Here is a 13,661-nt window from a genome sequence, read left to right on the forward strand (position 1 = left end):
GATGGGTAGAAAAGAAAAGACAATATTAATATCAATTATAGCGAATGTGGTCTTAATCATTTTACGTTTTTTTTTGGCGGATATATCCGGAAGCATCGGACTAAGGGCAAATGCGTGGCACTCGTTCACCGATGTGTTCGTTTCCTCGGTAGTTTTTCTGGGACTTCTGCTCACACAGATTGGAACGAAGAAGCTAAAGAACTCGGTAGGAAAGGCAGAACATCTTCTTGCGATTTTCGTATCCCTGTTTATTTTCTACATGGGGATCGAAATCCTTTCCGATGCCTTGAGTGGTGAAGTAACCGAGCTCCGCTATGTGCCGTTTACAGCGGCCGGCGCCTTTATCGCCATTGTTATCAATTACTTCATGGCAAGATACAAAATCTATGTAGGCGAACAGACAAACTCCCAAAGCCTAATTGCAGACGGATTCCATTCAAAAATGGATATGTACTGCTCAATTGCCGTTCTTGTTGGCCTATTAGGTTCCCTTTTCGGAATGCCCAGTCTGGACAAAATATCTGCGGTTATCGCTATGGTCTTACTGATGGCAGCAGGATATGAGATTCTGACATCGAATATTCGGATGCTTAGGCACCCCGAGGAAGACTTAAACAGCACTTCCCATGTGCATCACAGCCATGCATTCCATGGGAACAAAAAAATGTATGCTGGGGTGGGTGCAGTTTTGCTTTCCGCATACATACTATCGGGAATTTATGTGGTCAGATGGGACGAGGTAGGCATTGTGCGCAGGTTTGGCTCTGTTACAAATGGCAATGCAGCCCCGGGAATCCATTATCGACTACCTGCCCCCTTCGAGCAGGTAACCCTTGTAAGGAAGGACAACATCCAGAAGGTTGAAACTGGGCGGCAGGAGCTGCTGACCGGCGATACAAACCTCGTCAATGTCAATATGTCGGTGCATTTCAAGGTGAGCAATGCCTCCGATTATGTGCTGAATGTCAGTAGCCTTGACACCCTCATCAGTGCAAGTGCTACCACCAGTATCCGTGAGCTGGTTGGAATCAATAAAATCGACTACCTGCTCACGGAGGGGAAGATCGAGGTGGAGCAGCAGGCAAAGGCATCCTTGCAACGGACCATGGACAAAAACGGAACAGGCATTCAAATCGTCGGCGTGCAACTGGTTGAGGTATCCCCGCCTGAAAGTGTTGTTGCAAGCTTTCAGGATTTAGCCAGTGCGCGTCAGGATAGAGCGATCTATATCAATGAAGCGCTGCAATATCAGAATACCATTATCCCCCAGGCAAATGCAGATGCCTATAAGATGATTACTCAGGCGGATGCCTACAAAGACAGCAAGATCAAAACGGCCGAGGGTGATGCAACGCTGTTTGCCGAGCAGCTGGCCGCCTACTCCTCTTATTCCGGGGTTACGAGATTCCGATTGTATATGGAGTCTATGGATCAGATATTACCGAATGTGAAAAAGATACTGCTTGGCGGCAATGTTAAGATTGACAATGCGGAACTGTGGATCAGCAACAATAGAACGGGAGGTACAAATTAATGGATCAAGCAAAGAAAACTGCCGGACATGCCCCGGGGCGAAAATTCATATTGGGTGGTACGCTGGCTCTACTTTTATTGTTTTTTACACTTAGCGTTTATAAGGTCGATGTAACGGAATATGCTGTGATTACGCAGTTCGGGAATCCTGTGGTGACTGTTAACCAGCCCGGCTTAAAGCTTAAGCTTCCGGACCCTATTCAGTCTGTACAGCGGCTGGACAAGCGCATACAGGTTTACCAGACGAATTCGATTAACCTTTTAACGCTTGACAAAAAAAGTGTCTCAATTGATTACTACGGAACCTGGAAAATTACCGATCCCGTTCTGTACTTAAAAACGGTCAAGGATAAAATCGGTGCGGAAGCACGGCTCATGGATGTGTTTTCCTCCAGCCTGGGTGTTCAAATGGGCAAATACAATCTGGAACAGCTTGTAAACACCGATGCACAAAAGCTCCAGTTGAATACCATGCTAGACGAAACCGTGACCTACGCCAAGGAACGTGCTCTGGAATACGGCATTGAGGTAGTGGATGCACAAGTTCGGGTGCTGAATTTCCCGGATGCCAACAAGCAAAGCGTTTATGACCGTATGAAAGCGGAGCGTGAGCAAATTGCTCAAAAGTACCGCTCAGAAGGCAGCGAGGAAGCGGCCAAGATACGTGCCAACGCCGATAAAGAGCAGTCAATGATTCTGTCCGATGCACAAAAGCAGGCACAGCAGATTAGGGGCGAAGGGGATGCTGAGGCAATCCGAATTTACGGCGAGGCATTCCAAAAGGACCCCAGCTTTTATGAATTTATAAGAACACTGGAAACCTATGAAAAAACAATTGATGAAGACACGACTCTTATATTGCCCTCGACCGCAGAAATACTGAAGTATCTGAGCGGTAACAGCAACGGAGAGTAGAAAGGAGCGAACCCGCAATGAATGATGACTTTAACTTTACACCGGAACCGGAAGACGATAGACCCAAAGCCTCCAAGAAGAAAAAAGCGGTGCTGCGGGGAAAGGGGCCTCAGCTGAAGCGTGCAATTGGTAAGCTTTTCGGCACGCTTCGCGCCATGTCCCTGCACCGCTCCGTGAAGGACAGCTCCGCCATTAACGATATTAAGAAGGCTTTTGGGCACTTGCATCCCAGAAAAATCATAATAACATTGACGGGCGGTATCCTGGGCATTTATTTACTTACCGGTATCTACGTGGTCAATCCCGGTGAACAGGCGGTGGTACGCCGCTTTGGAGCCGTTTTGCCCCAGGCAATCAGTGAAGGGATTCATTACCGTCTGCCTTATCCCATTGATCAGGTGCAGAAGGTGAGTGTTTCTGAAGTTCGCCGGGCAGATGTCGGTATGACCCTGCCGGAGCACGTCCACCAAATGGAGGATACCCCCCAGGAGATTCAGCTCCTCACTGGTGATGAGAATATCATTACCTCGCAGGCAATCGTACATTACAAGGTGAAGGATGCGGCTAAGTTTCTTTACAACGTGAACGGTAACAGTGAGCAGCTAGTGCGCTACAGCGTGGAGTCTGCTCTGGTGAAGGCAATGTCCAATGTAGCGGTTGACAATGTGCTGAGCACGGAAAAAGTGCAGGTACAAAACACCGTTATGCAGCAGACACAGGAAACACTGGATGCCTATGATGCCGGAATTCAGGTTACCGCTTTTAACATTCAGGGAATTACGCCGCCGGGAACAGTAGCGGATGCTTTTCTGGACGTGACGACTGCGAGAGAAGAAAAAGAGAAGTCCATCAACGAAGCCAACGGCTATTACAACAGTGTGATACCAAAGGCGCGTGCGGAGGCAAACACAGTTCTCTCGCAGGCGGAGGCATATAAAACGCAGCAGGTTAATCTCGCTACGGGTGAGGCGGACAAATTTCTCAGTATGCTGCAGGAGTATCAAAATAACAGCAGGATCTATACACAGGACACCACTAAATATCGCCTGCTGCTGGAGACCTTTGAAAAGATACTTCCTAAAGTAAAGAAGTACATCGTAGATTCGTCCGACGGCAGCGTCGATGTCAAGATGTTTGACCCAAGTATAACCGGCGGTGCGGCAATAAGCGGCACATCCGATTAACATTTCGTACTGAATCAAGCCTTGCAATGCAGCAGTTAATTCAGTAACAGACTCATGAGGTGAACCATGCAGAAAGTTGTGTCAGCACTGCTGGTGCTCTTGCTGCTTTGTGCTGCCGCCGTATTTCCTATTAAGGTGAATGCGGCGGCAGCACCATTGCAGCCCCCGGAGTTACGCTCCGAATCAGCCGTGCTTATGGACGCAGTCAGCGGACAAATATTGTATCAAAAAAACATGAACCAAAGGATGTATCCTGCAAGTATCACGAAAGTTTTGACAGCACTGCTGGCGTTGGAAAAGGGTGATTTGTCCCAAACACTGACCATGTCTTATGATGCTGTATTCTCCATTGACAGAAACTCATCACATATCGCCTTGGATGTAGATGAGGAAATCACACTGGAGCAGGCTTTGTATGCGCTATCCATTGCTTCGGCAAATGAAGCTGCCAATGGGATTGCCGAGCAAATCGGCGGCACCGTGGAAAATTTCGCCATTATGATGAACGAGGCAGCGGCCAAAGCCGGAGCGGAAAACACCAACTTTACAAATCCACATGGGCTGCCCGATCCAAATCACTATACAACGGCTTACGATATGGCCAAAATTACCTCCGCCGCTCTCATGATTCCAAGGTTTACCGAGATATTCGGCGCGACCAGATACGATATCCCTCCAACCAATAAGCAGCCGGAAACGCGAATGCTGTGGAACAGCAACAAATTATTAAACGGCTCAATTCCCTATGAGGGGATTCTTATGAGCAAAACCGGCTGGACAAGCGAATCACAGCACACCTTGGTGTCCGCCGCAAAAAGAGGAGATACTACCCTGATTGCAGTTGTTATGAGATCGCCTAATGCGGGAGACAAGTGGAAAGATACCACGGCCCTGTTAGACTATGGTTTTGATGGATTTACTGCGGTAAAGATAACAAAGGAGCGACTGGAAAAGTCTTCTCCCACACAAATCGCGGCTGCAAATAACTTTCAAATTCGCACAGCCTTCGCCGTTGCCGATGATGTTTCTCTCTTGCTTCCAGCTGGCGAGACCATCGACAATTTGTCCATCACATATGGAGAACCAAAAATTGATGAAGTGAAGGCGCTGGCTCAGCTTCCAGTTTGCATTAATCTTCCCGGCCCTTCATCTACTGATCCTGCAAAGTTAGTAGATGTGGACATTAATATGAGTTCTCAGATAAGTGCGCTAAAAAGTAAGGAGACAACGGGTGACAGCAGTGCTCAAGAAAATGCAAGTTCAGTGCACCTTTCGGAAAAAGAAACCAAGGCTCCAATTTTTCTCTTTTTTATTTTACTGGGAGGTATCGCTCTATTTCTTCTGAAGAGACGAAATATTGTACGACAACTAACCCGACGAAGACATAAAGTCAGACGGAAACGAATAAACCGGCACAGTGATAATTAATGTGCATAGGGTTAAATTACAAGTCTTAGCAGTCCTCTAGCGGGAGCAGCAACCGCACAGGAAGCAGAATATGGAGTTGTAACCGAAAAGTGCGGCGGGTCGTTTTGCCCTGCCCGTCGCTTGTTCACTGTGGGGTTCGAAGTTTAACTACATTGTATGCTTATTTTGCCGTGATTAGCGATGTGTCCGGTGGATTCTGCGTGAGAGTATTTATTAGGTTGCTAATCTCCGAGCGGAGGGCTTCACTATTTGATTCGTAACCACTGTGTTCCAAATACACGATTGTGCCGTTTGCCCCAAAGGAAGCAAAGTAGATGATGGTTTTGATTCCTTTACTGTTGGCATCCGTAACGAAGTAACCCGCTGTTACTGATATTCCGTTTATTTCAGAAACTTCCTCATTTCCACTAACAGAAGTGTCGGTTATTGGGTGGCGGTTAGCGGAAAGAATAACGTGGATATCATCTGTAGTCTTTCCTTCATAGTGCATAAACGCACCATACAAATAGTGAGGGTATATAACTGTTTAGGAAAAGAGGAAGCCGTAGGATTTGAAATCCTACGGCAACTCTCAAAAACGGAAAACATCCTTATTGAATTGCGCCCTTCCGTGAGGATTTGTTTTGTTTTAAATGCGTACTAATTCCCCCCAACTCCAATAAAACCAAAAGCTATTAAGAAAATTTTTTAATAAGTATTGCGTCACCATATTCCTACCACATCGGGTTGGTATTCTTATATACACATAATTTATAATGCTGCAATGACTTAAATATTATTATTAGACCGACAAGCTGATTTTTTGATAACGGAAAGGAAGGATTGATATGAGTTTTTTTTCACATTTAAGAAAACGTGGTTGCTATCACCCTCATGGGGGCAGTGGCTATTTTCAGCAACCCCCTACGCAACAACCTTACCCGAACAGCCCGGCATTGACCAGTATTTGCCCCAACTGTCAGGCTGTCATCGCAGCAGACTCAAATTTTTGCTCGAACTGCGGGTCAAAAACGGCACAGAATATCGTTCGCAAATGCAATCGGTGCGGAGCTGTCACACCAAACGGTTCAAAATTTTGCCCAAACTGTGGGAATCAGGTATAACGGATGGAGCGGAGATTTCCCTGCGGCGACCTGATTCATTCAGGATATGTCTTTGAAAGAGAATTGGGCGCCGGGCTATTTGGGACTTGTTATTTCTGCAAAAATCAAATGGGAGAGCCTGTTGTTTTGAAAAAATATGAGCCTGTTTCGTTTCAAATCAATCAAGGGAAAAATCATTATGAAGCAAGTATACTCTCAAGCCTTTCGCATCCGGCGATTCCTGAGCTCTTTGGCGTGCTCCATACGCGCGGCTCCATGTATTTGATCCTTGAATACAAGCCCGGAAGCACATTAAATACAGATCTTTTTCAAAATCATAAAGTTTATAGCGACTTCGAGATTTCGCGAGTTGGCATACAGTTACTATCTGTGATCAATTATCTTCATTCAAGAAACATAGCACATCGAGATATAAGTATTGATAACATTATAGATAATGGAATGCATATATCGTTGGTGGACTTTGGTTTGTCCCGTTCTATCCGCTATGAGGAATCAACTGCACAAACTGATTATTATTGCTTTGGCGAAGTACTGCTGTTCTTGCTATATTCCAGATACACTAAACCCAATGATAAAAAGGATATCTTTGCACCATGGTATGAAGAACTAAGGCTAACTGATTTTCAAAAGTATTATATTGGTCGGCTACTAAAGCTAAAAAAATTATTTGCCGATATAAGGGAAATATCAAATGGTTTTAGAAAATTCATAGGAGAAGGAGTACCTCCATACTTGTAACAGGCTTTTCCTTATTTATGCGAACAATACCATTCCTGACTCTTAAAAAAACGTATACATTGAAGAAAACATTTATCTTCATTGATATTGGCGACGTTTTAAGATACGGATATGGCGGTTATGCTTGCGGAGCTACTGGCAGTATAATAAAGCTGCACGCAGCTCCGTTTTTGCTGTTCTAGCCTTTAATTCAGTTGGCTGAGATTGGGGATTACGAAATGCTATGATTGGTGAGCACCTTATGCCGTTAATACGAACCTGTTGATAATGAAGGAAGTTTTAGCGGTACAAAAAGCCCGTGACTATATATCCAACTGCGGATACAACAACACCTGCAACGGTATAGGGCATAGCGGTGACAAAGTGTTTTCCGTAAGATATCCCCGCCATTTCAGCAGCGATGGGAGAAACAACATCTGCCACAGCTCCGCCTGCCCATACAGTGCCCGCCATAACCGCAAGATCCATGCCGGTACCGGTGGCAAATGCCGCTGCCAGAGGCATCATGAGTGACCAGGTGGCCCATGAGGAGCCGATAGTATAGGAAATGACTGCCGATATCAAAAACAGGATTGCCGGAACAAAAATCTTTGGAATATTTGTGATGGACTCCTGATCCACCAGATCGTTGAAGCCCAGGTCTTGGGTTACTCTTGTCAGCACCCAGCTCAAAAGCAAAATAATAACCAAAGAAAAGTTCTTGCTCCCGCCCTTTAAAATATGTGCCTGAATTTCGGCAAGGCTGATTTTCTGAAAAAGATAAAAAACAGTTGTGAACAGCAGCGCCGCTAAGACTCCGGTAAATATAGATACATTAAAATCCGCCTTGCTGAATGCGCCCCAGAAGGAGGGAGATTTGTCTTTCCCTGTCCACCAGAATAAAAACAGTGTGCCCAGTATCAAAATTGCAACCGGTATGATCAGATTCATTGCTTTTGCGGGATATTCTTCTATTTGCTCATCCTTGCCCCTTTCTTTTTGAATGTGCCCTTGGGTCAGTTCGTCATCCTTTGTTTTTCCAAGCCGAACCTTGCCGAAGCCAAGGGAAAAGAATGTAACACCCAAAGCCAGTAAAATCATCACCCAAGTGAAGAAATTCCATGCTATACTCCTGACGACAATCTCATAGGCGCTTTCAGTAACGCCGTTTCCGAAGTTGGATGCCACAAGGGATACCATATACCCGATATTGGCTGATCCAACAGGAATCAATAAAATGAGCTGCAGGCTGGTGACGGACAATATGAATGCAAACTTTTCCTTGGAGGCCTTCACTTTATCTAAAAAGTGGCTCATCACGGTACCCACCGCTATAAAGTGAAAGGAGCTGTTAAAGAACGTGGGGATACTAAGGCCCCAGCTCCAGCCGAGCACACCTCTTTCAGACTTTATTTTTCCCTCCATTTTATTACTGAACCCGGCAATTCCTCCAGCCATAGAAATCAGTTCGGACAAAGCACTATATAGAACGAGAAAGCTCAGTGCATAAGCACTTCCCTCGTCAGCTAACACCTCAATAACATAGCGGCTGATTGTCGTTATTCCTGACAGAGATCCGGTGCTCAGCAGCACGCCAACTACAATCCCGCTAAAAAGAGCCGGGACAAGCTTTTTTGTTACGCAGGTCATGACAATTGTTATGAAAGCCGGTACAACTGACAACCAGAGCATATAATTCCTCCTTTTTCCTTAGTTTCCCCAGTTTTTATAAATAGTATCATTTTGCGGCATGAAATATTAAAAGCAAGTTCTCGAAATTGTCTGCCTCGCACTTTTTTCATGGTAATAAAAAGCTTTAGAACACGGGAACATTTTTCTCGATTTTAGTCTCCCATATTTTCGCCATATTTTTCAGATAATATATGAAACCATAAAGCGTGATCGGTGATACACTTTCAGATTGACGGTTCACCGACCAACAATGCGTAGGTAAGGAGAGATTAAATATAAAGTTTATTAAAAACACGACCATTTCCATATCGGAAAACAAGAAGATTACGAAGCGCATATTTGCCGTGCTGGGCACCTCTACCGTGATGGCAGCCTTTGTTATGAGTATTCTGCAATCACTCTGTTTTCCCGCTTATGCCGTCACGGTTGACGGAACGCAAATCGGCGTTGTGGATGATCCCGCTGTGTACACACAGGCCGTCACTTCTGTTGAAGCACAGGCCGCCGGCATTTTGGGTGAAGAGTATAAATTTGCAAGCAACATAGATGTAAGCATGACCATTGTGGGAAAGGACGAGCTTTCTACAGAAAAGGACATAAGAGCTTCACTTCTCAATCAGGTCAATGAGATTGAGAAGAGCTATGTGCTGAAAGTAGATGGCGTTACAATCGGCTCATCAACGGACAGGTCTTCCTTGCAACGCCTGTTGGATGAGCTCAGTTTGCAGTTTACAAATGAAAACACTAAAACATATCAGTTCGAACAGGATGTATCCATTTCTTACGAGTATACCGCAGCCGACACGCTAAGTAATCCGTCAGCTATTCGTGAAATACTTACTGCAAATACCGAAGAGGCGATTTCTTATACAGTGACAAAAGGTGATACCTATAGTGAAATTGCTAATGACAATGGACTGCGGTTTAGTGAACTGATGGCACTTAATCCACAGGCCAGCGTAGATGAGCTTATGATTGGTGATGTGCTCAATATAAAGAATGCCATTCCATTTCTGTCTGTGAGGACTGTTGAGAGTGTCACCTATACCGAGGCAATAGAAAGTCCCGTCGAGTATATTGATGACGTTTCTCTTTATGTAGGCGAAACACAAATGAAAACAGAGGGATTGGCGGGAGAGTCACAGGTTACTGCCGAGGTTACTTATGTAAATAACAAAGAAATTGATCGCACGATAACTGAAACCAAAACGCTAACAGATCCCACGAAAACAATCATCGCAAAGGGTGTTACTCCCCGTCCCAAAACGGCTTCCTATGGATCATATATCTGGCCTCTTTCTGGGAAGGTGACATCTACAACTGGCAACAGAAATCTTTTGGGAAGCGCGAACTATCATTCCGGACTGGACATCGCAGCGCCTTATGGAACAAATGTTAAAGCTTCTGATGGTGGGTTGGTCACCTTTGCGGGCTGGAACGGTAGCTATGGAAATCTCGTCATTATCACCCATGACAATGGAACCCAGACCTACTATGCGCATAATTCATCCCTACTGGTTTCCAAGGGCGAGCGTGTTTATCGGGGACAAGCTATTGCGAAAGTTGGTTCCACGGGACGTTCGACAGGCAATCACAGTCATTTTGAAGTTCGGGTAGACGGTTCCATTCGTAACCCGTATGATTTTCTGTAAATAACGTGGCAACACCCCGACTACCTTATGGATTTATCCGGTGTGTCTTTCTGTATTCCAAAGGCGTAACTTTCATAATCTCTTTAAATGCGGCCGAGAACTTGCTCTGGCTTTCATAGCCAACAGCTGCTGAAATATCTGCAATACTCTGTTCGGATTCACAAAGAAGTTGGGATGCCTTCTGTATCCGAAATTCTTTCATATAAGCCGCTATTGATTGGCCAAACACGCCCTTAAAATGCTGTTTCAGAGCGGTGGCACTAATAAGAAACTCCTGAGACAGTTCTTTAATCGTAAAGCGATAAGACAGTTTTTCGGTTATACGCTTCTGGATTTGTTTGACTATGTCTACTTGCTGCCTTGCATAAATGTTCTTTCTGCTTTCAATCATAGGGTCAAAGCAGAAAAGATACAGCAGCAATTCCATGATCTTGAGACGATAATATACGCCTCTAATTTTTTCTGAAACAGAATACATGTCGGAAAAGATGTGCTTGATAGCATCCCTCGATTGTATTAAAAAGCACTCGTCGAGGAGAAAAAAACGCTCCAGCGTACTGCATATATTGTTGGGCATTCCAGGAAGGATACGACTCCATTCACATGGTATGCCATCTAAATCAATAGTAATTATAAAGCCCTGATAGTATCCCAAAGGCAATTCAATGTTGTTGCAGTGATTTTGGAGAGGACTGAGAAAGAGATCCCCCTCGCCCACATATTGAAAGCAACCGTCTTCCATCTGACATTCGAAACGACCGGACTGGCAGTGGTTGATCTCAATAATTCTTCTGGATTTGTTTGTCTCAGGCAAATATTGATAGGAAGATATATCAATTTTCGTTGCTTGAATCCCTGGAAAGACCTGATAGACCTGTGCGGTTGCGGTACCCTCCGGTAGTCTTAGATTATATGTATCATGATCTTCAGGTTCATTTATAAGGATTTCTTTATCGAAATGCGAAGTTTTATTTGAGTTCATTTTCCTACCTCCTGTTTACTGGACGATAATGCAAGAAATGCAAAACACCAAAGCTTTGTGTCTGTGTTTTGCTCCAATCGGTCAGTTTTTTCGCCCGATTAGTCAAGTTCCTGCCTACCTGTTGACAGCACCTGTATAGATGCATATACTATAAATATAACAATCAAGCAATTGATTAATCGTTTGATTTGATTGTAAAAAATATAACAACCGAAAGGGGTATACATGATGAAAAAAACAATTAAATTGCAGGATCTGGACTGCGCCAACTGCGCCGCTAAAATCGAGAACGCCATTTCCAAGCTGGAGGGTGTCATCAGCTGCAAGGTGAACTTCATGGGTCAGAAAATGATACTGGAGGCTCCCGATGAGAAATTTGACGAAGTCCTCACGCAAGCTAAGAAAACCGCAAACAAGATTGAAGCAGACCTTGTGTTTTTAGATTAATAACGAAAGCGGCAGCGACTGTGCATACAACCGCTGCCGCTTCGTTAAGAAGGAGGGTTATATAAAATGAATAAAAAGGAAAAAAATCTCCTGAAACGGATTCTGGTTGCGGGAGTAATCTTCTTTTTAGCAATACCGCTGGCACGCGGCGAGCAGATGTTTAATCTGCTTGGCTGGGAACTGTTCCGTTCACCAGCTCTGAACTACATTGTGTTCATAGCGTTTCTTGCCTCTTACCTGATCATCGGTGGTGAAATCGTTCTAAAGGCACTTAAAAATATCCGCAAAGGTCAGGTGTTTGATGAAAACTTCCTGATGAGCATTGCCACAATCGGTGCATTCTGTCTTGGAGAATATGCGGAAGGCGTTGCCGTTATGCTGTTCTATCAGGTAGGGGAGCTGTTCCAATCCTACGCAGTATCACGCTCACGGCGCTCCATCGCTGACCTGATGGATATCCGTCCTGATTATGCCAATGTGATGCGGAACGGTCAACTGGTACAGGTAGACCCGGAAGAGGTAGCTGTTGGCGATACAGTCATTGTAAAGCCCGGAGAGCGCATCCCTCTGGACGGTGTGATAACAGACGGCCACTCTGCGCTGGACACATCAGCGCTTACCGGCGAATCTGTCCCTCGTGACGCTAGTGTTGGAGATTCGGTTATCAGCGGCTGTATCAATCAGACCGGCAAGCTGACAATTGAAGTTACAAAGGTGTTTGGAGAATCCACTGTTTCAAAAATTCTGGAGCTGGTTGAAAACGCTTCGGATAAAAAGAGTAAAAGCGAAAACTTTATCACTCGGTTCGCACGCTACTATACGCCGGTTGTTGTCTTTGCGGCAGTTGCGCTGGCAATTATACCACCTCTTGTGACCGGGCAGTCTTTCCTTATCTGGATTGAGCGCGCCCTTACCTTCCTTGTCATCTCTTGCCCTTGTGCATTGGTTATTTCAGTGCCCCTCAGCTTCTTCGGTGGCATAGGTGGTGCTTCCAAGGCTGGCGTTTTGGTAAAGGGAAGCAACTATCTGGAGCTTCTTGCCGATACCGAAATTGTTGTGTTTGATAAAACCGGCACCCTTACCAAAGGAAACTTTGTTGTGGGCGAGGTTCGTGCCCTTAGTATGAGCGAGGAGGATCTGATCAGAATCGCTGCCCATGCGGAGGACTACTCTAGCCACCCGATTGCGGTAAGCATCAAGAAGGCGTATGGCAAAGCGGTTGATCCCTCGTTGATCAGCGATATTGAGGAAATCGCCGGCCATGGCGTGCAGGCCTCTATCGACGGAAAGGTCGTCTTGGCAGGTAATGCCAAGCTCATGAAGCTCAAAAATATTGCTTATGAGGATTCTTCCTCCGTAGGAACCGTCGTGCATGTTGCTGTGGATGGAGTCTATGCCGGATACATCGTCATTGCAGATGAAGTCAAGCCGGACTCTGCGCAGGCTATTTTGGATTTGAAAGCGGCCGGGGTAAAGCAGACAATTATGCTCACCGGTGATGCAGATGCCGTAGGTAAAAAGGTAGCGGCTCAGTTAAATCTTGATAAGGTATATACCGAGCTGCTGCCTGCCGATAAGGTTATGCAGGTTGAAAAGCTAATCAGCGAAAAAAGCGTGAAAAAAATGCTGGCCTTCGTCGGCGACGGTATCAATGATGCGCCGGTTCTGGCAAGAGCAGATGTGGGAATTGCCATGGGCGGCCTTGGCTCGGATGCTGCCATTGAAGCAGCTGACGTTGTAATCATGACTGACGAGCCATCCAAGATCGCCACAGTAATGAAGATTAGCCGCAAAACACTCCGCATTGTGAAGCAGAATATTACCTTCTCCCTGGCGGTAAAAGGAATCGTACTGGTGTTGGGAGCCTTCGGAATCGCAAATATGTGGGGAGCTATCTTTGCGGATGTAGGCGTTTCCATCATTGCTATCCTAAACGCAATTCGCGCCTTGAACGTTAAAAAATACATTCAGGTAAAAAGATAAATCCCAACAATGGCTGTCGTGT

12 protein-coding genes are annotated in these 13,661 nt (G+C 45.3%); 9 read left to right on the forward strand and 3 right to left on the reverse strand.

Annotation, left to right across the window (positions count from 1 at the left end; all coding sequences use genetic code 11):
• Position 1 precedes the first annotated feature (1 nt).
• The 4 genes from hflK (RTV33_RS07725) to RTV33_RS07740 all read left to right on the forward strand — a co-directional run bounded on the left by hflK (RTV33_RS07725) (position 2) and on the right by RTV33_RS07740 (position 5,060).
• A complete protein-coding gene (gene hflK / locus RTV33_RS07725) occupies positions 2–1,534 on the forward strand; it encodes an FtsH protease activity modulator HflK (protein ID WP_312643151.1) in 1,533 nt (510 codons plus the stop codon).
• Positions 1,534–2,448: a protease modulator HflC gene (gene hflC, locus RTV33_RS07730; RefSeq protein WP_312643153.1), complete on the forward strand. Its 915-nt coding sequence runs from the start codon at positions 1,534–1,536 to the stop codon at positions 2,446–2,448. The genes hflK (RTV33_RS07725) and hflC overlap by 1 nt, the downstream gene beginning before the upstream one ends.
• A 17-nt stretch (positions 2,449–2,465) precedes the next feature.
• Positions 2,466–3,632, forward strand: a complete 1,167-nt coding sequence (hflK, locus tag RTV33_RS07735; protein WP_312643155.1) for an FtsH protease activity modulator HflK — start codon at positions 2,466–2,468, stop codon at positions 3,630–3,632.
• 66 nt (positions 3,633–3,698) lie between these two features.
• Positions 3,699–5,060, forward strand: a complete 1,362-nt coding sequence (locus RTV33_RS07740; protein WP_312643157.1) for a D-alanyl-D-alanine carboxypeptidase family protein — start codon at positions 3,699–3,701, stop codon at positions 5,058–5,060.
• Between the two features lie 160 nt (positions 5,061–5,220).
• Here RTV33_RS07740 and RTV33_RS07745 read toward each other — a convergent pair whose 3' ends face one another.
• Complete coding sequence (locus RTV33_RS07745; RefSeq protein ID WP_312643159.1) at positions 5,221–5,550, reverse strand: hypothetical protein; 330 nt, start codon at positions 5,548–5,550, stop codon at positions 5,221–5,223.
• Between the two features lie 337 nt (positions 5,551–5,887).
• On the opposite strand from RTV33_RS07745, the gene RTV33_RS15675 reads away from it, so the two are divergent.
• Both RTV33_RS15675 and RTV33_RS07750 read left to right on the forward strand, forming a co-directional pair.
• On the forward strand, positions 5,888–6,163 hold the full coding sequence (locus RTV33_RS15675) for a zinc-ribbon domain-containing protein (protein ID WP_396327234.1): 276 nt from the start codon (positions 5,888–5,890) through the stop codon (positions 6,161–6,163).
• A gap of 3 nt (positions 6,164–6,166) precedes the next feature.
• Positions 6,167–6,904 carry a protein kinase family protein gene (locus RTV33_RS07750; protein WP_312643161.1) on the forward strand — a complete coding sequence of 246 codons (738 nt, stop codon included), beginning with the start codon at positions 6,167–6,169 and terminating at the stop codon, positions 6,902–6,904.
• A 279-nt stretch (positions 6,905–7,183) separates the two neighbouring features.
• Here the strand turns inward: RTV33_RS07750 and RTV33_RS07755 are convergent, their stop codons facing one another.
• Positions 7,184–8,575 (reverse strand): Na+/H+ antiporter NhaC family protein, encoded by a 1,392-nt coding sequence (locus tag RTV33_RS07755; protein WP_312643163.1) that lies wholly within the window; start codon positions 8,573–8,575, stop codon positions 7,184–7,186.
• Positions 8,576–8,955: 380 nt separating this feature from the next.
• Here RTV33_RS07755 and RTV33_RS07760 point away from each other — a divergent pair, with 380 nt between their 5' ends.
• Positions 8,956–10,227 carry a M23 family metallopeptidase gene (locus tag RTV33_RS07760; RefSeq protein ID WP_312643164.1) on the forward strand — a complete coding sequence of 424 codons (1,272 nt, stop codon included), beginning with the start codon at positions 8,956–8,958 and terminating at the stop codon, positions 10,225–10,227.
• Positions 10,228–10,252: 25 nt separating this feature from the next.
• Here the strand turns inward: RTV33_RS07760 and RTV33_RS07765 are convergent, their stop codons facing one another.
• Positions 10,253–11,209 (reverse strand): AraC family transcriptional regulator, encoded by a 957-nt coding sequence (locus RTV33_RS07765; protein WP_312643167.1) that lies wholly within the window; start codon positions 11,207–11,209, stop codon positions 10,253–10,255.
• A 225-nt stretch (positions 11,210–11,434) separates the two neighbouring features.
• Between RTV33_RS07765 and RTV33_RS07770 the strand changes: the two genes are divergently transcribed.
• Together RTV33_RS07770 and RTV33_RS07775 are read left to right on the forward strand one after the other, a co-directional pair.
• Positions 11,435–11,656: a heavy-metal-associated domain-containing protein gene (locus RTV33_RS07770; RefSeq protein ID WP_396327235.1), complete on the forward strand. Its 222-nt coding sequence runs from the start codon at positions 11,435–11,437 to the stop codon at positions 11,654–11,656.
• Between the two features lie 66 nt (positions 11,657–11,722).
• On the forward strand, positions 11,723–13,639 hold the full coding sequence (locus tag RTV33_RS07775) for a heavy metal translocating P-type ATPase (protein WP_312643169.1): 1,917 nt from the start codon (positions 11,723–11,725) through the stop codon (positions 13,637–13,639).
• Positions 13,640–13,661: the final 22 nt, after the last annotated feature.

It is taken from the genome of Hydrogenoanaerobacterium sp. (genome assembly GCF_032017025.1).
Classification (GTDB): Bacteria; Bacillota; Clostridia; order Oscillospirales; family Ruminococcaceae; genus Hydrogenoanaerobacterium.

Coding starts and splice junctions, on each gene's coding strand:
- hflK (WP_312643151.1), top strand. CDS start 2: ATGGGTAGAAAAGAAAAGACAATATTAATATCAATTATAGCGAATGTG.
- hflC (WP_312643153.1), top strand. CDS start 1,534: ATGGATCAAGCAAAGAAAACTGCCGGACATGCCCCGGGGCGAAAATTC.
- hflK (WP_312643155.1), top strand. CDS start 2,466: ATGAATGATGACTTTAACTTTACACCGGAACCGGAAGACGATAGACCC.
- RTV33_RS07740 (WP_312643157.1), top strand. CDS start 3,699: ATGCAGAAAGTTGTGTCAGCACTGCTGGTGCTCTTGCTGCTTTGTGCT.
- RTV33_RS07745 (WP_312643159.1), bottom strand. CDS start 5,550: ATGCACTATGAAGGAAAGACTACAGATGATATCCACGTTATTCTTTCC.
- RTV33_RS15675 (WP_396327234.1), top strand. CDS start 5,888: ATGAGTTTTTTTTCACATTTAAGAAAACGTGGTTGCTATCACCCTCAT.
- RTV33_RS07750 (WP_312643161.1), top strand. CDS start 6,167: ATGGAGCGGAGATTTCCCTGCGGCGACCTGATTCATTCAGGATATGTC.
- RTV33_RS07755 (WP_312643163.1), bottom strand. CDS start 8,575: ATGCTCTGGTTGTCAGTTGTACCGGCTTTCATAACAATTGTCATGACC.
- RTV33_RS07760 (WP_312643164.1), top strand. CDS start 8,956: ATGAGTATTCTGCAATCACTCTGTTTTCCCGCTTATGCCGTCACGGTT.
- RTV33_RS07765 (WP_312643167.1), bottom strand. CDS start 11,209: ATGAACTCAAATAAAACTTCGCATTTCGATAAAGAAATCCTTATAAAT.
- RTV33_RS07770 (WP_396327235.1), top strand. CDS start 11,435: ATGATGAAAAAAACAATTAAATTGCAGGATCTGGACTGCGCCAACTGC.
- RTV33_RS07775 (WP_312643169.1), top strand. CDS start 11,723: ATGAATAAAAAGGAAAAAAATCTCCTGAAACGGATTCTGGTTGCGGGA.